At 33.6% G+C, this 24,191-nt stretch carries 26 protein-coding genes and 1 pseudogene; 8 read left to right on the top strand and 19 right to left on the bottom strand.

Translation table 11 applies throughout. The annotated features are described in order from the left end of the window. Positions 1 to 79: 79 nt before the first annotated feature. From ACF91D_RS07900 to nagB, 7 genes are all read right to left on the bottom strand, one after another. Positions 80 to 343, bottom strand: coding sequence for a hypothetical protein (locus tag ACF91D_RS07900; RefSeq protein ID WP_119624527.1), 264 nt, complete (start codon positions 341 to 343; stop codon positions 80 to 82). Beyond that, positions 343 to 708, bottom strand: coding sequence for a hypothetical protein (locus tag ACF91D_RS07905; protein ID WP_107527648.1), 366 nt, complete (start codon positions 706 to 708; stop codon positions 343 to 345). The genes ACF91D_RS07900 and ACF91D_RS07905 overlap by 1 nt, the downstream gene beginning before the upstream one ends. Further along, on the bottom strand, positions 665 to 1,822 hold the full coding sequence (locus ACF91D_RS07910) for a thiolase family protein (RefSeq protein WP_107527647.1): 1,158 nt from the start codon (positions 1,820 to 1,822) through the stop codon (positions 665 to 667). The genes ACF91D_RS07905 and ACF91D_RS07910 overlap by 44 nt, the downstream gene beginning before the upstream one ends. Further along, positions 1,819 to 3,192 carry an AMP-binding protein gene (locus ACF91D_RS07915; RefSeq protein WP_241958657.1) on the bottom strand — a complete coding sequence of 458 codons (1,374 nt, stop codon included), beginning with the start codon at positions 3,190 to 3,192 and terminating at the stop codon, positions 1,819 to 1,821. The genes ACF91D_RS07910 and ACF91D_RS07915 overlap by 4 nt, the downstream gene beginning before the upstream one ends. Positions 3,193 to 3,519: 327 nt before the next feature. Further along, the gene (hxlB, locus tag ACF91D_RS07920) at positions 3,520 to 4,068 is read right to left on the bottom strand and encodes a 6-phospho-3-hexuloisomerase (protein WP_107527649.1); all 549 of its coding nucleotides are present in this window, start codon (positions 4,066 to 4,068) and stop codon (positions 3,520 to 3,522) included. Between the two features lie 2 nt (positions 4,069 to 4,070). Beyond that, a complete protein-coding gene (gene hxlA, locus ACF91D_RS07925; RefSeq protein ID WP_107527645.1) occupies positions 4,071 to 4,703 on the bottom strand; it encodes a 3-hexulose-6-phosphate synthase in 633 nt (210 codons plus the stop codon). A 108-nt stretch (positions 4,704 to 4,811) separates the two neighbouring features. After that, positions 4,812 to 5,552 carry a glucosamine-6-phosphate deaminase gene (gene nagB / locus ACF91D_RS07930; protein WP_107527644.1) on the bottom strand — a complete coding sequence of 247 codons (741 nt, stop codon included), beginning with the start codon at positions 5,550 to 5,552 and terminating at the stop codon, positions 4,812 to 4,814. 371 nt (positions 5,553 to 5,923) lie between these two features. Here nagB and ACF91D_RS07935 point away from each other — a divergent pair, with 371 nt between their 5' ends. From ACF91D_RS07935 to ACF91D_RS07955, 5 genes are all read left to right on the top strand, one after another. Beyond that, a complete protein-coding gene (locus ACF91D_RS07935; RefSeq protein WP_107527643.1) occupies positions 5,924 to 6,283 on the top strand; it encodes a YojF family protein in 360 nt (119 codons plus the stop codon). Between the two features lie 12 nt (positions 6,284 to 6,295). After that, on the top strand, positions 6,296 to 6,961 hold the full coding sequence (gene bshB2 / locus ACF91D_RS07940) for a bacillithiol biosynthesis deacetylase BshB2 (RefSeq protein WP_107527642.1): 666 nt from the start codon (positions 6,296 to 6,298) through the stop codon (positions 6,959 to 6,961). Positions 6,962 to 6,975: 14 nt separating this feature from the next. Continuing rightward, positions 6,976 to 7,854: a GTP cyclohydrolase FolE2 gene (folE2, locus tag ACF91D_RS07945; protein ID WP_107527641.1), complete on the top strand. Its 879-nt coding sequence runs from the start codon at positions 6,976 to 6,978 to the stop codon at positions 7,852 to 7,854. Positions 7,855 to 8,657: 803 nt separating this feature from the next. Next, the gene (locus ACF91D_RS07950) at positions 8,658 to 9,167 is read left to right on the top strand and encodes a helix-turn-helix transcriptional regulator (RefSeq protein ID WP_133170336.1); all 510 of its coding nucleotides are present in this window, start codon (positions 8,658 to 8,660) and stop codon (positions 9,165 to 9,167) included. A gap of 59 nt (positions 9,168 to 9,226) precedes the next feature. Continuing rightward, on the top strand, positions 9,227 to 9,562 hold the full coding sequence (locus ACF91D_RS07955) for a transcriptional regulator, SarA/Rot family (RefSeq protein WP_107512761.1): 336 nt from the start codon (positions 9,227 to 9,229) through the stop codon (positions 9,560 to 9,562). A 227-nt stretch (positions 9,563 to 9,789) separates the two neighbouring features. On the opposite strand, the gene ACF91D_RS07960 is transcribed toward ACF91D_RS07955, so the two are convergent. The 3 genes from ACF91D_RS07960 to tadA form a co-directional block, all read right to left on the bottom strand. Next, entirely contained in the window at positions 9,790 to 10,356 is a 567-nt protein-coding gene (locus ACF91D_RS07960; RefSeq protein WP_042738047.1) for an NADPH-dependent FMN reductase, read from the bottom strand. 19 nt (positions 10,357 to 10,375) lie between these two features. Then, the gene (locus ACF91D_RS07965; RefSeq protein WP_107527299.1) at positions 10,376 to 11,248 is read right to left on the bottom strand and encodes a Cof-type HAD-IIB family hydrolase; all 873 of its coding nucleotides are present in this window, start codon (positions 11,246 to 11,248) and stop codon (positions 10,376 to 10,378) included. 100 nt (positions 11,249 to 11,348) lie between these two features. Further along, positions 11,349 to 11,840 (bottom strand): tRNA adenosine(34) deaminase TadA, encoded by a 492-nt coding sequence (gene tadA / locus ACF91D_RS07970; protein ID WP_042738045.1) that lies wholly within the window; start codon positions 11,838 to 11,840, stop codon positions 11,349 to 11,351. Between the two features lie 62 nt (positions 11,841 to 11,902). Here tadA and ACF91D_RS07975 point away from each other — a divergent pair, with 62 nt between their 5' ends. Next, on the top strand, positions 11,903 to 12,520 hold the full coding sequence (locus ACF91D_RS07975) for a deoxynucleoside kinase (protein WP_042738044.1): 618 nt from the start codon (positions 11,903 to 11,905) through the stop codon (positions 12,518 to 12,520). Continuing rightward, the gene (locus ACF91D_RS07980; protein ID WP_107527301.1) at positions 12,513 to 13,175 is read left to right on the top strand and encodes a deoxynucleoside kinase; all 663 of its coding nucleotides are present in this window, start codon (positions 12,513 to 12,515) and stop codon (positions 13,173 to 13,175) included. The genes ACF91D_RS07975 and ACF91D_RS07980 overlap by 8 nt, the downstream gene beginning before the upstream one ends. A gap of 69 nt (positions 13,176 to 13,244) precedes the next feature. Here the strand turns inward: ACF91D_RS07980 and ACF91D_RS07985 are convergent, their stop codons facing one another. The 7 genes from ACF91D_RS07985 to ACF91D_RS08015 form a co-directional block, all read right to left on the bottom strand. After that, positions 13,245 to 13,634, bottom strand: coding sequence for a hypothetical protein (locus ACF91D_RS07985; protein ID WP_042738042.1), 390 nt, complete (start codon positions 13,632 to 13,634; stop codon positions 13,245 to 13,247). An 87-nt stretch (positions 13,635 to 13,721) separates the two neighbouring features. Next, positions 13,722 to 14,414 carry an HAD family hydrolase gene (locus ACF91D_RS07990; protein ID WP_107512764.1) on the bottom strand — a complete coding sequence of 231 codons (693 nt, stop codon included), beginning with the start codon at positions 14,412 to 14,414 and terminating at the stop codon, positions 13,722 to 13,724. Positions 14,415 to 14,600: 186 nt separating this feature from the next. Next, complete coding sequence (locus tag ACF91D_RS07995; protein WP_107527302.1) at positions 14,601 to 15,677, bottom strand: branched-chain amino acid aminotransferase; 1,077 nt, start codon at positions 15,675 to 15,677, stop codon at positions 14,601 to 14,603. Between the two features lie 251 nt (positions 15,678 to 15,928). Further along, a complete protein-coding gene (locus ACF91D_RS08000) occupies positions 15,929 to 16,969 on the bottom strand; it encodes an NAD(P)-dependent alcohol dehydrogenase (RefSeq protein ID WP_107527303.1) in 1,041 nt (346 codons plus the stop codon). A gap of 417 nt (positions 16,970 to 17,386) precedes the next feature. Then, a complete protein-coding gene (locus ACF91D_RS08005) occupies positions 17,387 to 18,346 on the bottom strand; it encodes an NAD-dependent epimerase/dehydratase family protein (protein ID WP_107512766.1) in 960 nt (319 codons plus the stop codon). A 302-nt stretch (positions 18,347 to 18,648) separates the two neighbouring features. After that, entirely contained in the window at positions 18,649 to 19,275 is a 627-nt protein-coding gene (locus ACF91D_RS08010; protein WP_107527304.1) for an LPXTG cell wall anchor domain-containing protein, read from the bottom strand. Between the two features lie 216 nt (positions 19,276 to 19,491). Beyond that, positions 19,492 to 20,382 (bottom strand): LysR family transcriptional regulator, encoded by an 891-nt coding sequence (locus ACF91D_RS08015; protein WP_119624526.1) that lies wholly within the window; start codon positions 20,380 to 20,382, stop codon positions 19,492 to 19,494. A 125-nt stretch (positions 20,383 to 20,507) separates the two neighbouring features. Here ACF91D_RS08015 and ACF91D_RS08020 point away from each other — a divergent pair, with 125 nt between their 5' ends. After that, positions 20,508 to 21,695: an MFS transporter gene (locus tag ACF91D_RS08020; protein ID WP_042738036.1), complete on the top strand. Its 1,188-nt coding sequence runs from the start codon at positions 20,508 to 20,510 to the stop codon at positions 21,693 to 21,695. Between the two features lie 432 nt (positions 21,696 to 22,127). On the opposite strand, the gene ACF91D_RS08025 is transcribed toward ACF91D_RS08020, so the two are convergent. Both ACF91D_RS08025 and ACF91D_RS08030 read right to left on the bottom strand, forming a co-directional pair. Then, complete coding sequence (locus ACF91D_RS08025; RefSeq protein WP_107527877.1) at positions 22,128 to 22,601, bottom strand: SRPBCC domain-containing protein; 474 nt, start codon at positions 22,599 to 22,601, stop codon at positions 22,128 to 22,130. 95 nt (positions 22,602 to 22,696) lie between these two features. Continuing rightward, positions 22,697 to 24,097, bottom strand: a pseudogene (locus ACF91D_RS08030) (amino acid permease). Positions 24,098 to 24,191 lie beyond the last annotated feature (94 nt).

The following is a 24,191-nucleotide window of genomic DNA, read 5'->3' on the forward strand; positions in this document are numbered from 1 at the left end:
AAATCAAAAAACAAGACAGAAGAATTTTACAATTTTTGAAAACCACTTTTTTAACTACATACAATTTATATACATACCTTTAAATTTTAAGGATGTGGATTTTTACCCTTTTATCCGAATTTGAAACAATGACATGACCTACTTCAGCAAGTTCAAACTGGATGGATTCATTTATTTCAACAGGTTCAACATATTTAATTTTATAATTTGTCCATGAAATATTAAGGCTTAATTTCGCTATTTCCACCACCATTTGACCTGGCACAACTTGTTGATGAATTGGATTTTTATCATGAACAAGTTGCAAATAATCTAACACTTCATTTTTTGCTATTTGAATCATTACGTCACCTTTCTCAAAAAAATTTGGGTAATATTAATACACTTTTTAGAATCTTTATTCATTTCTAACTTGTAAATATATTGGATGAATTGTTTGATTTTTCTTTGCTTTATCATTGTTAATTTTGCTGTATATTGATTTCCAACATAGATATCTTCAAATTGTTCAATTATTGTTTCTTGTAATAACAAAGTTTCTTGCTCAAATTTATGAAACATTTTAAACTTTGGCCAAATTCGTGCACATTGCAAAGGTGGTACTATATTGTTTATGGGTTGTTTGAAAAAGCTATAATATTGAACAACTTCCTCTTGAGAAAAGTTAATCTCTAACGTTTCCTCTCCATCGTTCAAATAAGACTGCATTCCCCATTCCACCTCCAATGCCCATTGTCGCAATCGTTCGTTGTTTGTTATTCATATAAAATAAACGTGTAACTATTGCTGCGCCACTCGCACCATAGGGATGCCCCATTGCTAGCGCACCTCCATATATATTCAATTTATCATCTGGTATTTTTAGAGCGTGTTGACTTGCGATGACTTGAGAGGCAAAGGCTTCATTTAACTCTACAGCATCGATATCAGCCATTGTGAATTCTGCATCAGTTAATAAACTTGTAACTGCCGGTATTGGACCTATGCCTAAAACTTCAGGTGAAACACCCTTAGTCTTGCTATGTTTAAATAGCAAACCTTGATCAAATCCATGATTTTTTGCTAATTCACGTTCCATAACTATAAGTAATGCTGCTCCATCATTTTTCATACAACTATTTCCAACTGTAACCGTTCCATGTTCTAATAATGGCTTAAAGCGATTTAAAGTATGTTCTGTTAAGTTAGGCTTGATACTTTCATCTTCATCAAATTGTTGACCTCTAATTTTCAAAGGAATTATTTCATTTGGTATAATGCCATCAGTGTAAGCTTGTATTACTTTTTGATGACTTTGCCATGCAAATGCATCCTGTTGCTCGCGAGACACTGCATATAATTTGGCAACATTTTCTGCCGCTTCAATCATCGATGGATCGATATGCTCAGGAGCAAATGATGCGCGCTCAAAAAATTCCGGAAGCTGTGTATCATAGACCGACTGCGGACGTTTAATCTTCCATGGCGAGCGACTAACACTTTCCACACCTCCGGCAATATAAATATCACCTGCACCCGCTTGAATCATACGACAAGCGTGAATGACAGACTCTAATCCTGAGCCACATTGCCTATCGATTGTAAGTCCAGGAATTTCATCACTTAAATGAGCTTCTAACAAAGCCTTACGTGCAATATTACCGCCATTTCCGACAACATTACCTAGCACTACATCATCTATTTTTTCCATAATAATTGGGTAAGTTTGTTTAAAATAATTGAATAAAGGGGCTAACAACTGCTCTGGTTCCAAATGGCGTAATTGTCCCCCGTACTTTCCAAATGCTGTTCGTTTAGCTGCGACAATAACTGGTTCTCTCATTCCTTATCCCCACTCTCTCTATACCATTGTTTCATCTTATGACGTGCTATCTTCCCACTAGCAGTATATTCAAATTGTTCAACTCTGATTAATTTTGATGGAATCTGATATCTTGGAATTTGCTGTGATAAGTAGCACTTTAAGTCAATGTAGTCTATTGATGTTGGGGCTTTGTACAATAGAATAGCTATCTCTCCAAATTTAGGATGTGCTTGTCCAATAACTAACACTTCATCAAACCATCCCGTACCTTTAATTGCTTCCTCAACTTCAGATGGATAGACATTCCTACCACCAATAATCAAACGGTCATGTTCTCGACCATGTAAATAGAGATAGCCCGCATCATCCATAGATGCAAAGTCTCCAGTGCGAATCCATTCATCTTGTTGAAACCCTTGATCTACGTATCCACTAAACACCATATTACTATTAATATTAAGTGTGCCAATCTGATCATGATCTTGGTTATCGAAACGTACAAATACATTATCAAATAATTTACCTACCGAGTTAGTAGGCGCCTGATTATTGTAATTGTAACTAATAAAACTCGCTTCAGATGTTCCGAAAAATTCTACAACAATTGCCTGAGGAAACATGAGTGACACTTTTTCCCTAATGTGTGGTGCTAATTTATCTCCACTACTAAATATAAAATGTTGCCCATTTAGTTGCTGATGACCTGTGAGGCATGCAATTAACATCGTAGGCACTAAAAATAGAGCAACTTGCTGTTGTACTGCTGTAATTTGATCTATAAATAATGCTGCACTAAATGTTTGCTGTCCTATAAATGTTCTCCCACTATATAATGCATAAATACATGCATATAGCGATAATGAGTGAGATAAGGGACCAGGCGCTAGTATTGTCGATATTGTTGTTGTTAGTAGTTTTTCATTTTCTACATAAGAATTTATCCAAGATGGTTCATCTCTATAATATGCCTTTGGTAAACCTGTCGTACCAGATGTAAAACCAATATGTAATAACTGTAACTCCGTATTATCATATGTATCTGGTTGTGAATAACCCGTAGTAATAACAGTTAATTTATCATCCATGACATATGGAATTTGATAATGAGCTAATATCTCCTTACATTGTTTATTCGTCCATCGAAAATCACATACGCATGGTATATTACCTTCACTTAAAACAGCTAGATAGTTAACAATCAGTAATAGAGGTTGTTGCATCGTTAATGCCACAATATTATTTGACTCCAACTTTGAAATTGGCTGTCTTGCTCGATTAATTTCAGCTTGTAATTGTGCATATGTTAATTGCTTTCCATCAAAATCAAGGGCAATCTGCGATCCTTGTTGTTCAGCATATTCTGCTATCTTGTTTAGTAATTGCATCATATTCACCCGCTTTGTAAACTTTTATATTTTATATATTAACATTTTATAGTCACTTTATGCTTTTGAAAAAAACACAAATAGGGTGACCGATGACATATTAATCCCTATTTTCAAACTCAACACTAGCAATTCATTATTGAAACAACAATATATTCAAGGATTTTGCTACAAAAGTGGTGTAGTTTCCCATTTATAGCGAGTAAATACACCTTGCATAAAAAATAACGCTAAACCACCAACTTAATCGTCGATGATTTAGCGTCACCTATCTCTTCTTATTTAAATAACATATAAGTCATTACTACAATACAATATTACACTTGTAACTTATTCTAAGTTTGCATGATTTTGTTGCATTGTTTCTTCGTCAACTTTCAATGCACTCATTAAGTCTAAGACAATACTGTCTAAGAAAATTTGTGCCGCTTGTTCAAATAAACTTCCTAAAGGTTGTGCTGAACCTTCTGCATCATACTTTGTACCTGCTGGAAGTTCAATAATCGCATTTGCTAAGTCACCAATTGGAGATGATGGTTTTGTTGTTAATAACACAACTTCTGCACCGACAGATTTCGCTTTATCCGCTAATAATCTTAAATGTTCTGTAGAACCAGAACCTGAAATAATAACGAATATATCTTTGTTAGTAATAGAAGGTGTCGTTGACTCACCAACAACATGCGCTACCTTACCCAATTGATTTAATCTCATTGCAAAGCTATTCGCTACAAACCCTGAACGACCTTTTCCAGATACAAATACCTGTTCTGCTTTAATGATTTGCTTTAAAAATGTCTCCGCTTCACTATCTTTCACATGCGATAATGTGTTATCAAGTTCATCAAGTATTAAACGGTAGTTTGTAATTTCAGTCATCATTATTTTCCTTCAATAGCCGCTTTACATTGTTTTGCAGCTTCAACAGGATCATCAGCATTTGCAATGCCGCCACCAACAATAATTAGGTCAGGCTCTTCAGCCACGATATCTTTTATTGTTTCTGGCTTAATTCCACCTGCTACAGCTACTTTTGAATTGCTAATTACTGATTTAACTTGACGTAAACTATCTAACGGAGAAACACCTTCTGCTTGTAAATCATAACCAGTATGGACAGCGATATAATCTGCACCTAATGCATCAAGTTCTTTCGCACGTTTTTGTAAATCTTGTACTGCAATCATATCTACTAATAATTGTTTACCATGTTTGTGTGCTTCCTCAACAGCTGCTTTTATTGAAGCGTCTTCAGCTACACCAAGAATTGTAACTACATCTGCACCATATTTAACAGCTTGGCTCACTTCATAATCCGCAGCATCCATTATTTTTAAGTCAGCTAGAACTTTCACACCATCAATATTATCGCTTAAATGTTTTACAGCTGGTAAACCTTCGTTAATTACAATAGGAGTACCAATTTCTACGATATCCACATGATCTTTAACTTTATTTGCTAATTCTGCAGCATCCTCTTTATTTAATAAATCAATTGCTAGTTGTAATTCCAATATAATCATCCCTTCTATTGTAATAAATGTGTTTATCTACTTACACATTACATTTAAACATTAATTATCTAACTTTACACATCATTTGTTTACCCTTAGTTATTTCTATTAAACGACCGACTCAATTCTCGGTGCTGAATCATCATCTACATATATTTCTACATTAGGATGTGCATGTAAGATGGTTGCTGGTACCTCTGGGTCTACTTCATTGTTAGTTAATGCCTCAATGGCTGCCCTTTTTTTCTCACCAAAAGCAATTAGAATAATTCTCTTAGCCTTGAGAATCGTTGCTAAACCCATCGAAATTGCTTGTTTAGGTACTTCAGACTCATCGGCAAAGAATCGACTATTAGCTTGTATAGTACTTTCTGTTAGATTGACAATATGTGTTGGACTGTTAATATCTGTTCCTGGTTCATTAAATCCAATATGGCCATTCTCTCCTATGCCTAGGATTTGAATATCAATTGGCCCTTGTTGATTTATCAAAGTTTCATACCTTGTCGCTTCTATTGTTAAATCGGATGCATTTCCTTGTGGAATATGGATCAATGACGCATCGAAGTGAGGATATCGACTAAATAATTGCTCCCTCATGTAAGTGTGATAACTTTCTTTATGTTTAGCATCTAGTCCGACATATTCATCCAAATTAAATGTTTCAATCTGCGAAACGTCTAATTGATTCTTGTGTAATAAATCGACTAAATATTGATAAATTTGAACCATTGTCCCTCCCGTTGCTAAACCAAGTTTACTGTGGGGATGTTGACTCATTTGTTTATATAATTCACACGCTACGTAAAATGATGCATATGAACGTGTACCTAAATTTGTAATTTTCATACCAATTCCCTCCATTAAAATGCTATATCATTCTGCAACAAATTAAGAAGCACTTGTCGATTCCTATACTATAGAATATTGTTGATTTTTAACAGAATAAGCTCTTTTTCACAGATTATTATTAAAAATTTAAAATTCTTTGCGAATAATTGAGCAGAGAGTTACATTTCTGTTACTGTTTTTAGTAAAATAGGAAGATAATCATTAATAAAGTAGGATTGTTATAGATAAAATTCACATTACTAGTAGAAAATGTATACAAGTCCGTTTACACTAGAAGATATACTTCTAAATTCTAAATTATTTTGCAATACGCAATGACTATAATTGAATTTTGTAATGTCCGTTTCTAATGGCAAGGAGGCAAAATTTTGGAAGAAATTAATGTTGAAAAAGTACAGACGCTACTTTCATCATATGAAAATAAACCAGTATATATACATGTAGAAACAACGAACGGTGCTTATGCTGCACATTTCGATCAACGTGTATTTAACGCAGGAACATTTTTACGTAATATACAAGTAACTTATGAACATGCACAACTTAAAGGCGGAGAAAAGGATCCATACAGAGTTGGATTAAAGCTCGTTAACAACGGTTGGGTTTATGTTCAAGGATTAACGCATTATGAAGTAAATGACAATGGTGAATTTCTATTAGCAGGCTTTAACTATGAAGGACAACTCGCTGCTGCATTAGAAATTAGTACACAACCATTTGAAGTTTAAGGAGGGCGAATCATGACAGAGGAAAGCCACGTATTAGTAATCTTCCCACATCCAGATGATGAATCGTTCTCATCTGCTGGGACACTAGCACGTTATATAGACAATGGCATCCCAGTTACTTACGCATGCTTGACATTAGGACAAATGGGGCGTAACTTAGGGAATCCACCTTTTGCAACACGAGAATCATTACCACATATTAGGGAAAAAGAATTAGAAAATGCAATGGCAGCAATTGGGATTACCGATTTACGAAAAATGGGATTACGCGATAAAACAGTGGAATTCGAACCACACGATGAGATGGATGCCATGGTAAAATCTTTAATAGATGAATTGCAACCATCCGTAATCATCTCATTCTATCCTAAATTTGCTGTACATCCAGACCATGAAGCTACTGCAGAAGCGGTAGTTAGAACTGTAGGTCGAATGGCAAAAGAAGATCGACCACGCTTACAACTCGTAGCATTTAGCAATGACGCAAAAGAAAAACTTGGTGAACCTGACATTCTAAATGAGATCAGTGATTATAAAGAGGTAAAACTACGCGCATTTGAAGCACACGCATCACAAACAGGTCCATTCTTAGAGCAACTTGCAACACCTGATGTTTCTGGACAAGTAAAGAGCTTCTTAGAAGTAGAACCTTATTGGACTTATAACTTTGAATCTTAAGTGGAGGAAAGAGCATGACTGAATTTGACTTATCAACGAGAGAGGGTCGATGGAAACACTTTGGTTCTGTCGATCCTGTCGAAGGTACTAAACCAACCGTTAAAGAAAAAATGAAAGACTTACAAAGTACGCATAAAGATTTCTTGTTTGAAATAGAAGAAGTAGGCATTAAGAATTTAGTTTATCCCGTTCACGTGGACCGTTTCCAAACTGCTGGAAACTTCAGCTTTTCAACAAGCTTAAACCAAGATGAAAAAGGCATTAACATGAGCCGTATATTGGAAAGTGTGGAAAAGCATTATCACAATGGTATTGAGTTGAATTTTGATACTTTATATCATGTATTACGTAGCTTACAAGAAAGCATGAATCAATCTTCAGCCGGATTAGATGTTTCTGCAAAATGGTTCTTCGACCGTTATAGCCCAGTTACACAAATTAAAGCTGTAGGTCATGCTGATGTAACGTATGGTATCGCTATTGATGAAAAGGACGTTACACGTAAAGAAATTACGATTGAAGCTGCAGTGACAACACTTTGCCCTTGCTCAAAGGAAATCAGTGAATACTCAGCTCACAACCAAAGAGGTATTGTTACTGTAAAAGCGTATCTAAATAAAGATGTCGTATTAAATGACGATTTCAAAGATGTAATCTTAGATGCAATGGAAGCAAATGCGAGTTCAATTCTCTATCCAATCTTGAAACGTCCTGACGAAAAAAGCGTTACCGAACGCGCTTATGAAAATCCTCGCTTTGTAGAAGATTTAATTCGTCTTATCGCAGCAGATTTAGTTGGTTTTGATTGGTTAGATGGCTTTGATATTGAATGTCGTAATGAAGAATCAATTCATCAACACGATGCATTTGCAAAGCTTAAATATAGAAAGTAATCTGTTATCACGCTTTAATTCATATGTGTCATAAATAAATGACACATAATCACTATATTAACTCGTTAAATAATCGACACAGTTTACAGGCCAAATATAAAGCGACACTTTCGTTACACTCATTAGCTGAGCATGTATACGGAAGTGTTTTTTTATTCCTTTAATTTAAGTGATATGACATCGATCAACACACACATTATGTATTAACGAAATATTTATGCAAACCATACCGGTTCAACTACCTCTATATAGGATTGTTAACATTTATTCAATCCATACCGATACCGACTATAATTACTAAAAATCATTAACTTTGAATAAACAGCACCTCGATTTTTAACAATTCTCTCCCCTTATTGCTTGATAAGTCAATTTTTTTACAAATTCTGTTTAAATATTGCTACAAACCGTAGCATATTAACATTAAATATTAAAAAAACATGTGTCACTTTTTAAATTTTTTCGATGTTCATTATACGTCTTCCATATTAAAATTTAACTAATCTAATTCCGGAATATTTATAAATAGGAGTGAGTATAAGATTTCAGAAATTGACTTTCAAATACATTATTTCAATAACAAAGAACTACCAAATAAAGATTTGCGTACACTATATTTTGTAAATATTTATTATTTATTAGATGGCAATTTAACTATTTTAAACGACACTTGTTTAATAAAATATCAGGAGAAAGAATTATTTTGGGTCCATGATTACGACAATTTTAAGTTAATTGACTTTACTGGCACATTAGTGCGTTTGACTTTTAACAATTTCTATTACCATGAAATAACTCGTAATTTGAGCTTAGAACAAATCGTCAAGCAATCTCCACCGTCACCTAATACAATTGAGCAACAATTCAATACAGTTGTAACTGCTAAAATTACACATCATTCAACGATGATTCAAACTGCTTTGAACCAATTGATTCAGTATATTTTCCATGTAGATGTACATCATAAAGCTGCCGATGTTACAACTTCCAATAGTGCTATTATTGAAGCAATCGTCAAGCACATTAATCAATGTTCAACTGATAAACATAGTTGTCTTTGGTTTGCACAACGCTATTACTTAAACTATAGTTACCTATCACGTGAATTTTCAACATTTATGTCCTGCCCACTCTCTGAGTATATTTTAGGCTGTAAAATACATGCCTCGACATGCGAATTATCTAGAGGATGCCCTTCAGAACAACTTTGGGAAAAGTACAATTTCAAATCACATCAAGATTACATTGCTCATTTCCAAAGATTTCATCACTGTTCCCCTCATGAAATTGTTCGCCCTGTAACTGATAGATAAATATAACTTCATTGCATCATACATAGCAATATAACTATTTTAATATTGAGGTGTTGAATATGAATTTCATTAATTACGAAGAAAGAAGAAAACTTATCAAAAAAATTATTAAACAAAATCTTCAACTTACATTCGCAGATATCATTATTTTAGACAAGTTATATCAGTTAAATAAAACACAACTAGATTCCACAGAATTAAAGCAAATCTTATTCAATCGTAATATGCCCTTCTCAGTACAATTGAATAATTTAATCAACTCTGGATATTTAACAAAAGTCCGTAATGATTCAGATGAGCGACTGATTATATTAAATGACATTAATTTAACTAAAATTAAACAGACACTCGAACAATACCACTATATCGTGCAGTCCATACTTGAAGATAATTAAAAATCAACGATGTACAATCATCATTACTAAACATACTCATCATCTTGATAACTATAATTTAAAACTACAATTATTTTCATCAAAAAAACACTTCCGCTGCGATACATTGTCTTAAAATGTATTTAACGGAAGTGTTTTTAATTATTTTCGTTAATACGTGTCACTTAGCACATTTATGCTTGCTCGTCATCTATCGATACATTAAATAAGTCATCAATTCGTATGATTTATTTTAAATGTTCGTATGGACTATTTTTAACAAATGAAATAATTTGATCAACGAATAATTTAGATCTTAATTGGAATTCACTATTATCTAAATAAAGTGTACCATTATCTAATTTATTATAATCTGTATCATGTGTTGCGATTTGAGTAGGTACTGCAATTCCCAATAATGTACGTACGATTAGTCTTAAATGTGACAATGGTTCAGAACTTACGATACCGCCACTATTACCAATTAATCCAACAGGTTTCATCTTAAAGTCATCCATAGTTAAGTGATCTAATGCATTCTTTAAGATACCTGAATATGAACCATGATAGTTCGGAGTACCTAAGACGAAAAAGTCTGCTTCTCTTGCCTTACTTTGTAAGTCTTGTAAATTCTGTTTATAGTCTTCACTTGGATTTGATGCACCTGATACGTCTAATTGATGGATTGGACGCTCAGCTAAATCGAATATTTCTGCTTCAAAATCATGTTCTTCGAAATGTCCCTTTAAAAAATGAGCTAAAGCTGTAGTATGAGAACCTATTTTTGCACTTCCTACAATAATTAAACCTTTCATTGATTCATTCACCTCTATATTATTTCTCGTTATTTTCTTGTATTAATTTCATAATGGCTTTACCTACACCACTTTGTTCATTTGTTTCTGTTACATATTTAGCCACTTGTTTAACTTCTTCTGTTGCATTATCCATAGCTACTGGATAGCCAACACGTTCTAACATTGACACATCATTTAAATTGTCACCAATAGCCATTACGTTCTGCATATCGATGTTGAGACGCTCTGCAATAGTCTCCAAAGCAATTCCTTTTTGTGCATCAGAGTGTGTAATTTCAATATTGCCTCTTGAAGATGAAGAAACAGCCAAACTACCTGATTCAGCTAATTTACGACTGACACGTTCAATTTTAGATAAATCACTATCGAACGCTAATATTTTCATGACAATTTCACCCGGTGTTTTTTCAATCTTGTCATAATTCTCTACTACCTTTAACGTACCGTTATCAATACGTTTTTGTATGCCTTGCTTAATCTTTTCAACATCAGCAGTTTGCCCAGCTCGCTCTGCAATATCAATATAAATATCTAAATCTCTTTGGGGATTTTCAGTATAAATACCCAAGTTTGTGTAAACTTGATAATAAACATCCTCATGATTTAATTCTTCAGTAATTCTGTTTATCAATTCACGGTTTAAATTAGATGTACTCATTATATTAAATGATTCGTCTCTAACTTCCGCGCCATTCAAACAAATATATGGCACCTTTAAATCCGTCTGGTTCACAGGCGTATTCGCTTCATAAAACGCTCTACCAGTCGCTATAACAACTGTAATACCTAATGATTGTGCATATTTAATGGCTTGAATATTTTCCTCTGAAATTTCATGTGCCGCATTTAATAATGTACCATCCATATCTGTTGCAATTAGATTTATCATTCGTTTTCCTCATTTCCCTCTATTATCATTACTACAAATTTAACTACACACTCAATTTTTTAGACATAATTTTGTAACATAATTATATTCTAACAAAAGTTTAACTATTTGTATTATCCGCCGATTGGTCTATTTTTTTCTTATTTCTTAATTGCTTGAAAAATTGCTTCAATAACGTGCCACATTGCTCCTCTAAAATACCAGCAGTAACGCTCGCTCTGTGATTAAATCGCGCTTCTTGTAATAAATCCATCAAACTGCCAGCACACCCTCCTTTAGGATCACTTGCTCCATATACTACGCGAGGAATTCGGCTCATTACGATTGCTCCAGAACACATCACACATGGTTCCAAAGTTACATACAAAGTACAATCTTCTAATCTCCAACTTCCTATTTGGGCAGCCGCTTGTTCTATAGCTATGTGTTCAGCATGAGCAGTCGGCATTTGTGCTTGCTCTCTTAAATTATGGGCACGCGCAATAATTTCATCATTATAAACAATAATTGCTCCTATGGGCACTTCTCCCATTGCCCCCGCTTTTTCAGCCTCTGTAATTGCGAAATTCATATAATATTCATCAGTTGTCATGTGTCACACACCTTATATATGGTACAATACTTATTGTCTATTTTAACATTGGAGCGGTAAATATGAAAAAACCTTTTATAGCTATTGAAGGGCCAATCGGTGTTGGCAAATCATCATTAGCACACAAACTTAGTCAGTCACTTAATTATTACGAAGAAAAAGAAATCATTTCTGAAAACCCGTTTCTTTCTGATTTTTATGAAGATATCTCAAAATGGAGTTTCCAAACTGAAATGTTCTTTCTATGTAATCGCTACAAACAATTTCAGGATATTGCAAAAATGCATTCCGGTATCGTTAGCGATTATCACATTCACAAAAATAAAATATTTGCGAGCAATACACTAACAACAAAAGAGTTTGAAAAGTTTTCTCGTATCTATGATATATTAACTGAAGATTTAGAGATGCCAAACGTCATTATCTTTTTAGATGCTAAATTAGAAACATTAAAATCACGCATCGCTCATCGTAACAGAAGCTTTGAACATCAAATAGAAGATAATTATTTAATTAACTTAAAGCGTGATTACCAAGATTATTACGAATCGTTGAAAGCTGAAGGTCAACGTGTAATTCGCATCGACACTACTGATTTGGATTTTGTTAATTACAATGAGCACTATCAATATATATTAGAAATGATTGAACCATTGATTGGAGGAACAAATAATGAATAATTACGGAATCCCTCAAGATGCCGTCATCACAATTGCAGGTACAGTTGGTGTGGGTAAATCTACTTTAACAACAGCATTAGCTGAACGTCTCAACTTTAGAACATCATTTGAAAATGTAGATCAAAATCCATACTTAGATAAATTTTACAGTGATTTTGAACGTTGGAGTTTCCATTTACAAATTTACTTTTTAGCAGAACGCTTTAAAGAACAAAAGCGCATGTTTGAATATGGTGGCGGATTTATACAAGACCGTTCCATATATGAAGATGTAGATATTTTCGCAAAAATGCACGAAGAACAAGGTACGATGAGTCCTGAAGATTTCAATACCTACTCAGAATTATTTAATGCTATGGTTATGACACCATACTTTCCAAAACCAGACGTGCTCATTTACTTAGAATGTGATTACGACGAGGTCATCGAACGAATTGAGCGTCGTGGTCGTCAAATGGAGATTGAGACGGATCATGCCTATTGGCAAAAGCTCTTTAAACGTTATGACGACTGGATTAATGAATTCAATGCATGTCCTGTTGTGCGTGTAAATATCAATGAATACGATTTACACGAGTCACCTGATACGTTAGATCCAATTATTGATAAGATACGCAATGCAATCGAAGCTTATCGCAAAGTTGACCAACGTTAAATATCATTTAGAAAAATATATCGAAGCATACGGCAAGTGATATGATGTCGTCATGCTTCGATTTTTTTATTATTCAATATGACTACGGTAAATAATTTTCTCGATTTCTTCTTCTGTTACATATTTACTAAAATAATCCGTATCCGTTTTAGTTAAACCAAATGTACTTGCTTTATCTTCATCTTCTGTGCCGATATAATAATCGCCCTCTGTATCTTGATAGAGATCAAATACTGAACCCTCATAACGTGCTTCTTGAAATAACTCATATAATTCATCCAAGTCTGTTCTCGGCACTTGTTTAAAGTACAATGTATGATTTGAGTGATGCGTAGTTTGTGCTTCAAAACCATGCTCTACTGCATGATTATCTTCTGTTACTAGTACGACTTCTTGACTGATAATTTCTACAACTTTATATGTCTCGCCTTTGTAGTCAGCATACTTACCATCTATCATCCTACCACCCCTATTATTCAAATACGCTTTAAATAAAAAAGCCATAATATACGTTGAGTATATTATGACATAATTTAAGTACAGCGCCTATCGATTTATTAAGTTTATAATTTCATTAGCATTATCTACGATATAATCCGCTTGTGTTAATTCTTCTTTCAAACCAACACCTGTCAATACCGCTACTTTCAATCCTAGCTTCGCATTAATACCAGTTTGAATATCATTCGCATTATCTCCAACAATCGCAACATTTTCTGGCTTTACATCATATCTATAGAATAAAGGGTTTAGTACTTCAGGATTTGGTTTTTCAACTGCATCTGCTTCCGTTGAAATAATCAAATCGAAAAAGCGATCAAATTTTGTTACTTCTAAAAATTGATCAACACCAATTTTCGAATCACTTGTGACAATACCTAACTTATATCCACGTTGCTTTAGCGTCTCAAGTGTCTGTTCGATCCCTTCAACTAATTCATTTTCTGGCACACGTTGATCCACCAATGTTTGGCTGCGTTGTTGCGCCCATGTTGATACATCTTGGCCAGCGATTTCGCAGAATGCATCAATCATTTCATCCAAAGCGCCTGATGCCATAACAGTTCCAGGTTGTATCTCACCATCAATAACACCTAATGATTCGTAAGCTGTATCAACATCAGCAATATCAGCTTTATATGTTGTCAAAAAATCATCGACTAATTGTAAACCGATTTTCATCCAACTTTTATCAAAATATATCAAAGTACCATCTTTATCGAATAATATCCATTCCATCTCGTTAACAGCTCCTGTATTTTTAACTCTTAATACCAACGCTTACTATTTTAATATATTTTTCACTAATGAAACAAATGTTGAATTTGAAATAATAAAATAATTGCAGCTAATTCTATACTTTGTTATAAAAAAGACTTGCTCGAGTCATACATACCCGAGCAAGCCTTCGTATTATAATTCATATTAATATCTTGGAACTACAACTCTCCAACCCTCTGGATCATCTAATTTACCACTTTGGATACCAATATAGTTTTCATATAATTTTTGCGTAATTTCACCAGTCTCATTATCATTAATCACAATTTCAGTATCTTCATACTTTAATTGACCTACTGGTGAGATTACAGCTGCTGTACCTGTACCAAATACTTCTGTTAAAGCACCACTATTATGGGCTTCAATAAGTTCGTCAATTGATACACGACGCTCTTCAACTTCATAGCCTAACTTTTTAGCCAATTCGATAATTGTCTTACGTGTAATACCAGGTAAGATACTACCATTTAATTCTGGCGTAACTAACTTGCCATTCTCAACGAAGAAGATGTTCATACTTCCAACTTCTTCAACATATTTCTGTTCCACACCATCCAACCAAAGGACTTGGTCATAACCTTGATCTGCAGCATTTGTTTGTGCGAGTAAACTCGCTGCGTAGTTACCAGCCACTTTGGCATGTCCGACGCCACCTCTTACGGCACGCACATATTCATCTTCAACATAAATCTTAGTTGGTTGTAATGATGCACCACCATAATATGAACCTGAAGGAGATAATAAGATTAATAATTTATAAGAATAAGAAGGACGTACGCCTAAGATACCCTCTGTTGCGAATACAAATGGACGAATATATAATGATTGTCCTTCACCTTCTGGTACCCAGTCTCTTTCTACGTCTACCAATTGCTTTAATCCTTCAAGTAATAATGCTTCATCAATTTCAGGCATATCTAAACGAGCTAATGAATGATTGATACGCTTAAAGTTCTCTGAAGGTCGGAATAAATCTACCTCTCCCTCATGCTTATAGGCTTTTAATCCTTCAAACACTGCTTGTCCATAATGAAGCACTTGTGCTGCTGGTGAAATTTCTATTGGCCCATAAGGCACAATCTGTAAATCATGCCATCCTTGATCAATATCATAGTCGAAACTTAACATATAATCAGTGAAGTATTTCCCAAAACCTAAATCACTAGGATCCGGTTTTTCTTTTAAGTTTTCACGTTGTACAAATTTAATTTTTTCTGACATGATTCTTTCCTCCCAATGCTCATTTAAAGTATTTATACTAAATTATACCAATAGCAGATACGCTGTTCAATAATTTTCAAAAAATTTAAAATATATCAATTCTTAATGAATGAAAATCAATTCAATTGTATGTAGCCATTTTAATATTTTAAAAGCAAGATATAACAATTTTTATCAAAAGAAAAAGAACAGGCTGAAACATTAAAAATGTCTCAACCTGTGTCCAATTTACTAAGTAACTGAAATATCCATTACATCGTACTTGTATCTATTACGAAGCGATACTTAACATCTGATGCCAATACTCTTTCATATGCGTTATCAATATCATCCGCTGTAATTAACTCAATTTGTGGTTCTATTTGATGTTTTGCACAAAAATCAAGCATTTCTTGTGTTTCTCTAATACCACCAATTGCTGAACCAGCAAATGATCGGCGATGACCAATTAAGTTAGCAACATGTAATGAAATTGGTTCAGCAGGTGCACCAACATTAACAATAGTACCGTCCAATGCTAATAAACGTAGATATTCATCTAAATTTAAATTTGCACTAACTGTATTAATAATTAAATCAAATGAACTTGCAAGTTTCTCAAATGTCGCTGTATCATTTGTCGCATAGTAGTGTGTAGCACCTAATTTCAAGCCATCCTCTTTTTTATTTAAGGTTTGAGATAATACAGTCACTTCTGCTCCCATTGCGTGTGCAATTTGAACAGCCATATGACCAAGACCACCCATACCAATTACTGCTACCTTTTTATCTGAATTTGCATTCCAATGATTCAGTGGTGAATACGTTGTAATACCTGCACATAATAATGGCGCTGCAACATCCAGACCGATATTATCTGGTATTCTCAAGACAAAGTCTTCATGGACTACGATATGAGTTGAATAACCACCTTGAGTAGGTTCTCCATATCTATCTGTTCCCGCGTATGTGCCAACATTGCCTTTTAAGCAGTATTGTTCTTCACCATTTCGACAATGTTCACATTCGCCACAGGAATCTACCATACAACCTACACCCACACGGTCATCAACTTGATATTTACTTACTTCAGTACCTACTGCTTTAACAATACCTGCGATTTCATGACCAGGCACTAGCGGATAATGTACAGGTCCCCATTCTCCGTGCGCAGTATGAATGTCAGAATGACATATACCAGCATATTTTATTTCTATTAATACATCATGTGTATCAAGGTCTCTTCTTTCAATTTTAGTTGCGTAAAAATTGGAATCCGGACCACTTACCGCTCTTGCTTTAGCATTTATCATATTTTAATTCCTCCAGTGCTTAAACAATAGAATATCTCAATCATATTCTTCATTTACTATGATATGTCCTGGAGTGAACTCTAGGTCAATTAAAGTGACTTTGATTATACTATGAATTTTGTATTTTATTACACTATACAGCACTTATTTAAAAGGATTCGAAAAACAACTCATATGAGATATGTTACATATAAAAGAAATTGATAACATTCAAATCGTACCTCTATTCATTACAACAAGAATAAAATACAAAAACGTCAATCTCTATAACTATAATAGAAATTGACGTTCATTCGCTTATTTGAGACACAATGTCCCTCATACTTTCTACGTATTCATAACCTTATATACGCAGTGATATCATCTGACTTTAATACTATTTTAAAGTTGTACATTATTATTTAAAGTTAATAAACCTTATTGACTTACTTTTTCTTTTTTCTCAATCGCTTCTAACATAATCTCTGTCATTTTTTGTAAATCATGCTTAGGATTGAACCCCCACTCAGCACGTGCACAACTTACATCTATACTGTTTGGCCAACTATCAGCAATACTTTGACGCACAGGGTCCACATCATAATCTAATGTGAATTCAGGTTTATATTCTTGAATAGCTGCTTTAACCATTTCTGGTTCAATACTCATCGCGCTTAAATTATAAGCATTACGGTTGATTAATTTCACACCATCAGCTTCCATCAACTGAATAATTGCATCAATGGCATCGTCCATAAACATCATATCCATATATGTGTCTTTCGCAATATAACTAGTGTAGTGTCCTTCACGCACAGCTTTAAAATAAATATCAACCGCGTAGTCAGTCGTACCGCCACCAGGTTCTTTAATATGTGAAATTAGCCCTGGGAATCTAACACTACGTGTATCAACATTAAATTTATCAAAGTAATACTGACATAACAATTCACCTGCAACTTTATTCACACCATACATTGAAGTTGGACGTTGAATAGTAACTTGTGGTGTATTTACCTTTGGAGTCGATGGTCCAAACGCTCCAATAGAACTAGGTGTAAAGAATTGTAATTGATATTCACGAGCCGCTTCTAATGCATTCATTAAACCACCCATATTAAGTTCCCACGCAAATAATGGATTTTGCTCTGCAGTCGCAGAAAGTAATGCCGCCATATGCATGAACGTATCAGGTTGAAAAGACTCCACTAATTGATACATACGCGTTTTATCTGTAACATCTAAAATTTCGAATGGTCCATCCATAATTGGTGATCCAGCTTCTGGTTCTCTGATATCAGTTGCCAATACATTATCGTTTCCATATAATGCTCTACATTTCACAACAAGTTCCGTCCCTATCTGACCTAATGCCCCAGTAATCATAATTTTTTTCATAGTAATTATCTCCCTTGTATATTACAGAAATTGTAATGTATTCTCCATGTGTACAAAACAGTTATTATTAACCTCATTATAGTATATATGAATGTTTTTGTATACTATGAGTGTACAAAAGTTATGGATTTTGGTGAAATATTACTCATTACTTAAATTACCACTTTTCTATTTTTTGAACCTAATTTTCACCATAAAGAAACCGTCAACTGCCATTCAAAGCAAATGGATTTTGACGGTTTCAAAATTCTCATATCTATCTATAGCTTATCATTTCTTGACTTTAAGCTAATTAGAACGTTTTATTTTTCAAAATTATACTTTCTTGAAATCAGGATGGCCAAGCCACCTACAAACGCAAACAGTGTACCAATTGATAGGTTTAATACCGTATTATTTAACTTCCCTGTTGCGGGTAATTCATTACTTTTATTATGATTTCCATTTTGATGTTCTGCTTGTAACTTAGCTGTTTCCTCATAAACTGCACGGTTATACTCTTCTGTTGAGACATCATTAGGATTAGGAACATTTTGTTCTAATTGTGCATATTCTTCATTATTTATTCCATCTGGTGTGATGCCACCATAAGGTCTTTCTCCTTGTGTAGTTTGATGTTCACGCTGCTCTTGAAAAGCTTGATTATATACTTTAGCTACTTGTTCATTATATTCTACTTGAGATAATACATTATTATCTTTTTGTTGATTAAGATTAGCGATTTGCTCTTGATATTCTTGTGGTAACACAGAAGGATCAAAATCAACATTTGCCCAACCATCTCCATCTGGGTCGGCACTAGTTGGTAATGTTTCCCCCCACACGGTTTTTGCTCCATCATTATCCGCTGCATTTGCTACCCCTTGTATTCCAGTAAGTGCTACAGAACTTGCAAAAGTTGATGCTAAGATTAAATTTGATAATTTCATAAAATACCCCTTTCAAATTATGAATTTATCATCATTGTAACAAATAAGTTGTACCAAACCTATATTGTACATTATATTTTTCTGTTAAGATTTTTAATATTTTATTAACATGTTTTATTAGTTATTAAATGTTTAACAAACAGTTTGTTAAACGACAAATCTGTTCATATTGCTTTTAAAAGTACTTTGTTAACTAAATAATTTAATTTCGACCTATCAATACTTTAAATATTCAATAAATGTTTGAATCGTTTTTTTATGATTATTCTCTTTATTAGACAACGCGACAAAATAGATAAAATAATCAAACGGTGAACCCATTGGTAACTGTTCAATTAATTCATGCTCAATGTATGGATCATCTTCTAACATTAAACTAGAAACGATACTAATACCTAAGCCTTCTGACACTGTTTTAATTAAAACACTAGGATTATTGGTCCTAAAAACAATTTTTAAAGGACCGTTTTCCTCTTCAAATTCCTTTAAGTTATCGTGATAAAAATTACGATCATAAAGTACAAAAGGATATTGTTGTAAAACTGTCAAATCAATATTGTCTTTCAACGATAATTTTGATTTTTTAGGTACAATGAGTCTAAAATCAGTTGATAAATTAAGGGGGTATATTTTTAACCCTTTGCTAAATGGCTCATTCTCTCTCTTTCCAATTAGTCCTATATCGACCTCATTATTATTTACCATAGTAATAATATTAGCTCTGTCACTCTCTATGACTTCAATCTCTATATGTGGGTAATCATTTTTAAACGCCGAGAGCGCTTTTGGAATTATTTTATTAAAAAGTGTAGGTATTGTAGCAATTTTCAAAGCGCCGGTTAATTTACTATTCAATGCATCAATCTCACCCTCTAAATCATCCCGCGCATCTAGAATATCTATAATAAATGGAATTAATCGTTTTCCAACCTCCGTGGGAAATGTTCCCTTTCTAGAACGTTCAAATAATTTATAACCTAGCTCTATTTCCAAATTTGCAATAGATTGGCTCATTGCCGATTGACTAATATGCAATGCTTGAGCTGCATGAATAATAGATTCGACTTCATAAATTTTCTTTACGTATCCCAACTGTTCAAAGTTCATTTCTTCACCTCAATATAAGTGTAACTTATATAAATATCATAAATTCTAATTATACATTAGTTATTGTGATTCATATAATTATAGATGTAGGAAAAATTTAATACAAATAAAAGGAAGGTCTTTCTATGTATAACAAACTATGGTCAAAAGATTTCATCCTTATAACAATTGTAAATTTTTTAATGTATTTGATTCATTATACTCTCATTGTGACTGTGACAAAATTCGCAATTAATCAATACCATGCCTCTGAAAGCATGGGAGGTTTAGCTGCGGGTATTTTTATTATAGGTATGTTGTTCGGACGATTGTTTTCTGGAAGAATCATAGATAATTTGCCGCCGAAACGCATTCTATTTGGTGGTATTATTTTCTCAATTATCGCAGTCGGTCTTTACTATACAATTCAAAGTTTATCACTATTAATGATAATTCGACTTGTACATGGTATTGCTTTTGGTATCGCCTCAACTGCTACAGGCACTATTTCTTCAAGAATTATTCCAGACGATAGAAAAGGTGAAGGTATTGGTTACTATGCATTAAGTGTAACGTTAGCATCTGCAATCGGTCCATTTTGTGGTATTGTCCTTAATCAGCACTTTGGTTTTGAATCTATCTTCAATGTAAGCCTTATTGCTATTTTACTTGCTTTAATTGCTACAATTTTTATAAAAAGTTTAAGTAAATCAGAAAATCAAAATTCTTATAACCAAGAAACAAAAGGCATTTCGGCCTATTTACAAATAGAAGCATTACCTATTTCAATTTTTGTCGTTTTTGTAGGCATTGCATATTCTAGTGTATTATCTTTCTTATCTGTCTATACAGAACAGTTGAATCTAGCAAACGTCTCCAGTTTCTTTTTTGTCGTTTATGCATTGAGTACCTTTGTTACTAGACCCTTTACTGGGAAAATATATGATCATTTTGGTGAAAACAAAGTGATGTACCCAGTGCTAATCAGTTTTATTATTGGTTTACTATTATTAGGTGGTACTACAACCGGTATAATGTTGCTCATATCCGCTGTCTTTATTGGCATTGGCTATGGCACCATCATTCCTAGTGCTCAAGCAATTGCAGTGCAACAATCACCTAAAGATAAAGTAGGTCTAGCTACTTCGACATTCTTTATGTTTGCAGATTTCGGTGCCGGTATTGGTCCATTTATTTTAGGCGTTATAATTCCTTATGTCGGATACAGTAATTTATATCTTATTATGGCTCTTGTTGTTCTAGCTTCTGTCTTACTTTATTATGGTTTACACGGTAGAAAGTCACATCCTCAGAAATCACAAACATCTCAATAGATAGAAATGATAAACAACCAAACACCTTATCAAGCATAAATAAACTTATAGTTAGCACAAAGTTTAGTATGATTGGCATTTAATTAGAATGAAAAATATTGTATCTGAATTATAAATTCCAGTACAAAGCACTCAGATAAATGCATTCAATTTATCTGAGTGCTTTTTATTCACAATTCATATTTTTGGCTCGCTTTCCTAGGGGACAGCTTCAGCCTGTAGTCTTCAGCTTGTCCTGTTCCCTCAGGAGTCTCGCCAAAATACGTTGTATTAATAAGTGATTTTCACAGTAACATCCACTTAAAATCACATACTAAATTTGACTTGTTATTGTTGCTATATCAATCAGTAAATGCACAATATATTATATACTAGCCTTTTATTTAATATTTGGTATTATGAGTTCGCTTTCCCAAGGGAAAATACTTCTATCTATAAACGTAATTTTTGTGCAATTTCTTGCTGGTTTGTTTCAAAATCAAAATCTGACTGTGCTAAGATCTCACCTTGCTCGATTAAGTTTTTCAAACTGTGCATTTGATATTGCCAACCAGAAAAATCAAGCGTAATGTGTGGAAATTCATACGGCAAATATTCTTTTAGTGTCAACAATGTTTGACCTTGTTGCTCGCTTAACTGAAATTTCACAGTACCAATATCCCAACTGAATTCAAAAGTATACGGTTCATCAAATTGTAAAATTTCCATTCTTAAATCTTCATCATCTTCAATATGGAAATATAAGTTTCCGTGTTCACTTCTTTCCTCAACATATAATTGAGGAAACCATTGTTGAATACCCTCTGTCGTAGATAAATAATTAAAAATAATACTTGGTTTTTCATTAATTAAAACATCTATTGTTTGATAAACACCTTTATCATTCTTAATATAATTGACTTCCATAGCAATACCCTCCTCAATATAAACAAACCAGAAATAGCAGTAAGATAGTATCTCAAGACACTTTAAACGCTATGTCTGGCTCATGTATTTATACTCTACCCGTTTTCTTTATTAGGTAGCTGAATATTCTGTTTTGAAGCTCTACTTTCATTTGATTTTTGCAAACGCCAATATAATATACCTAAAATGATAAACCAAATAGGTGATAATACGACACCCATACGTGTGTCTGGCATAATGAATAGTACAACAAGGACAAATACAAAGAATAGTTGCACTAGTCTTGCAGCATGCAAGCCACCTGGTAATTTGTAAATACTTTCTTTATGTGCATTTGGATTCCTTTTAGTGTACATTGCATAAGCATGCATAATAAACATCCAAACAATTATTAATAGAATTGTCGATATTGCAGTCACATAGAAAAATACTTGTGTCGCATTAGGAATAAAATAGTTCATAATTACCGTAACCGACAATAAGATGCAAGTTACAATAATCGCTATATATGGTACACCGCGTTTATTAGTCTTCATCATCAACGGATGCGTTTGTTCCTTTTCAGATAAGCCAAAAAGAATTCTACTATTAGCAAATATACCACTATTACATGCCGAAGAAGCTGCAGTTAATAATACAAAGTTTATTAATCCAGCGGCAAACGGTACACCTATCAATGCAAATAAGCTCACAAATGGACTATCATCCGCTTTGATATTTTGCCATGGAATAATGGACATCATTACAACTAATGCTCCAACATAAAAGAGCAAAATTCTAATTGGTACACTATTAATCGCCTTTGGAATTGTCTTTTCAGGATTCTTGGTTTCACCTGCTGTAATACCTAATATTTCAATACCAGTAAATGAAAATACAACCATCTGGAACGACATTAAAAATCCATTAGCACCATTAGGAAAAAAACCTTCTTTGGTTACCATATTGCCAAGTCCAGTATGTCCAAAAGGTGTCTTCACTGCAAATACAATCATTACAATACCAACTACAATTAGAGCAACTATCGTTAATACTTTAATAATCGCAAACCAGAATTCCAATTCTCCAAACATTTTTGTACTTGTTAAATTAAATGCCATCAAGAGTAAGATACAAGCAAGCGACGTAATCCAATTGGGTAAATCAGGCACCCAATATTCCACATACTTTGCTACAGCTGTTATTTCTGCCATACCAGATGTTATCCAAGTTAACCAATATGTCCAACCGGTCATAAATCCTGCCAATGGACTGATTTAGTCATGTGCAATATCAGCAAAAGTTTTATACTCTGTATTAGCTAATAATAACTCTCCCATCGCACGCATAAACATAAATAATACGAAACCTACAATAATATAAGTGAGTAGAATCGATGGACCCGTTAAACTAATGGACTGGCCAGCCCCTAAAAATAAGCCAGTCCCTATAGCTCCACCAATCGCAATAAGTTGAATATGTCTATTACTCAACTCTCTGCTTAATGAATTCGACATAACAATTTGCTCCCATTCATTTGGTTTAAAGCATAATCAACATAAAAAATTGATTCACATACCCCTTTGTTTTTATGTAATAATCAATAAATTT

Source organism: Staphylococcus sp. 231237_7MaSpsaltlick (assembly GCF_043107035.1).

What these genes read in the sequence shown, in the direction of transcription:
- ACF91D_RS07900 (WP_119624527.1), bottom strand. Translation starts at nt 343, where the DNA reads ATGATTCAAATAGCAAAAAATGAAGTGTTAGATTATTTGCAACTTGTT.
- ACF91D_RS07905 (WP_107527648.1), bottom strand. Translation starts at nt 708, where the DNA reads ATGCAGTCTTATTTGAACGATGGAGAGGAAACGTTAGAGATTAACTTT.
- ACF91D_RS07910 (WP_107527647.1), bottom strand. Translation starts at nt 1,822, where the DNA reads ATGAGAGAACCAGTTATTGTCGCAGCTAAACGAACAGCATTTGGAAAG.
- ACF91D_RS07915 (WP_241958657.1), bottom strand. Translation starts at nt 3,192, where the DNA reads ATGATGCAATTACTAAACAAGATAGCAGAATATGCTGAACAACAAGGA.
- hxlB (WP_107527649.1), bottom strand. Translation starts at nt 4,068, where the DNA reads ATGACTGAAATTACAAACTACCGTTTAATACTTGATGAACTTGATAAC.
- nagB (WP_107527644.1), bottom strand. Translation starts at nt 5,552, where the DNA reads ATGAAAATTACAAATTTAGGTACACGTTCATATGCATCATTTTACGTA.
- bshB2 (WP_107527642.1), top strand. Translation starts at nt 6,296, where the DNA reads ATGACAGAGGAAAGCCACGTATTAGTAATCTTCCCACATCCAGATGAT.
- folE2 (WP_107527641.1), top strand. Translation starts at nt 6,976, where the DNA reads ATGACTGAATTTGACTTATCAACGAGAGAGGGTCGATGGAAACACTTT.
- ACF91D_RS07955 (WP_107512761.1), top strand. Translation starts at nt 9,227, where the DNA reads ATGAATTTCATTAATTACGAAGAAAGAAGAAAACTTATCAAAAAAATT.
- ACF91D_RS07960 (WP_042738047.1), bottom strand. Translation starts at nt 10,356, where the DNA reads ATGAAAGGTTTAATTATTGTAGGAAGTGCAAAAATAGGTTCTCATACT.
- ACF91D_RS07965 (WP_107527299.1), bottom strand. Translation starts at nt 11,248, where the DNA reads ATGATAAATCTAATTGCAACAGATATGGATGGTACATTATTAAATGCG.
- tadA (WP_042738045.1), bottom strand. Translation starts at nt 11,840, where the DNA reads ATGACAACTGATGAATATTATATGAATTTCGCAATTACAGAGGCTGAA.
- ACF91D_RS07975 (WP_042738044.1), top strand. Translation starts at nt 11,903, where the DNA reads ATGAAAAAACCTTTTATAGCTATTGAAGGGCCAATCGGTGTTGGCAAA.
- ACF91D_RS07980 (WP_107527301.1), top strand. Translation starts at nt 12,513, where the DNA reads ATGAATAATTACGGAATCCCTCAAGATGCCGTCATCACAATTGCAGGT.
- ACF91D_RS07985 (WP_042738042.1), bottom strand. Translation starts at nt 13,634, where the DNA reads ATGATAGATGGTAAGTATGCTGACTACAAAGGCGAGACATATAAAGTT.
- ACF91D_RS07990 (WP_107512764.1), bottom strand. Translation starts at nt 14,414, where the DNA reads ATGGAATGGATATTATTCGATAAAGATGGTACTTTGATATATTTTGAT.
- ACF91D_RS07995 (WP_107527302.1), bottom strand. Translation starts at nt 15,677, where the DNA reads ATGTCAGAAAAAATTAAATTTGTACAACGTGAAAACTTAAAAGAAAAA.
- ACF91D_RS08000 (WP_107527303.1), bottom strand. Translation starts at nt 16,969, where the DNA reads ATGATAAATGCTAAAGCAAGAGCGGTAAGTGGTCCGGATTCCAATTTT.
- ACF91D_RS08005 (WP_107512766.1), bottom strand. Translation starts at nt 18,346, where the DNA reads ATGAAAAAAATTATGATTACTGGGGCATTAGGTCAGATAGGGACGGAA.
- ACF91D_RS08010 (WP_107527304.1), bottom strand. Translation starts at nt 19,275, where the DNA reads ATGAAATTATCAAATTTAATCTTAGCATCAACTTTTGCAAGTTCTGTA.
- ACF91D_RS08015 (WP_119624526.1), bottom strand. Translation starts at nt 20,382, where the DNA reads ATGAACTTTGAACAGTTGGGATACGTAAAGAAAATTTATGAAGTCGAA.
- ACF91D_RS08020 (WP_042738036.1), top strand. Translation starts at nt 20,508, where the DNA reads ATGTATAACAAACTATGGTCAAAAGATTTCATCCTTATAACAATTGTA.
- ACF91D_RS08025 (WP_107527877.1), bottom strand. Translation starts at nt 22,601, where the DNA reads ATGGAAGTCAATTATATTAAGAATGATAAAGGTGTTTATCAAACAATA.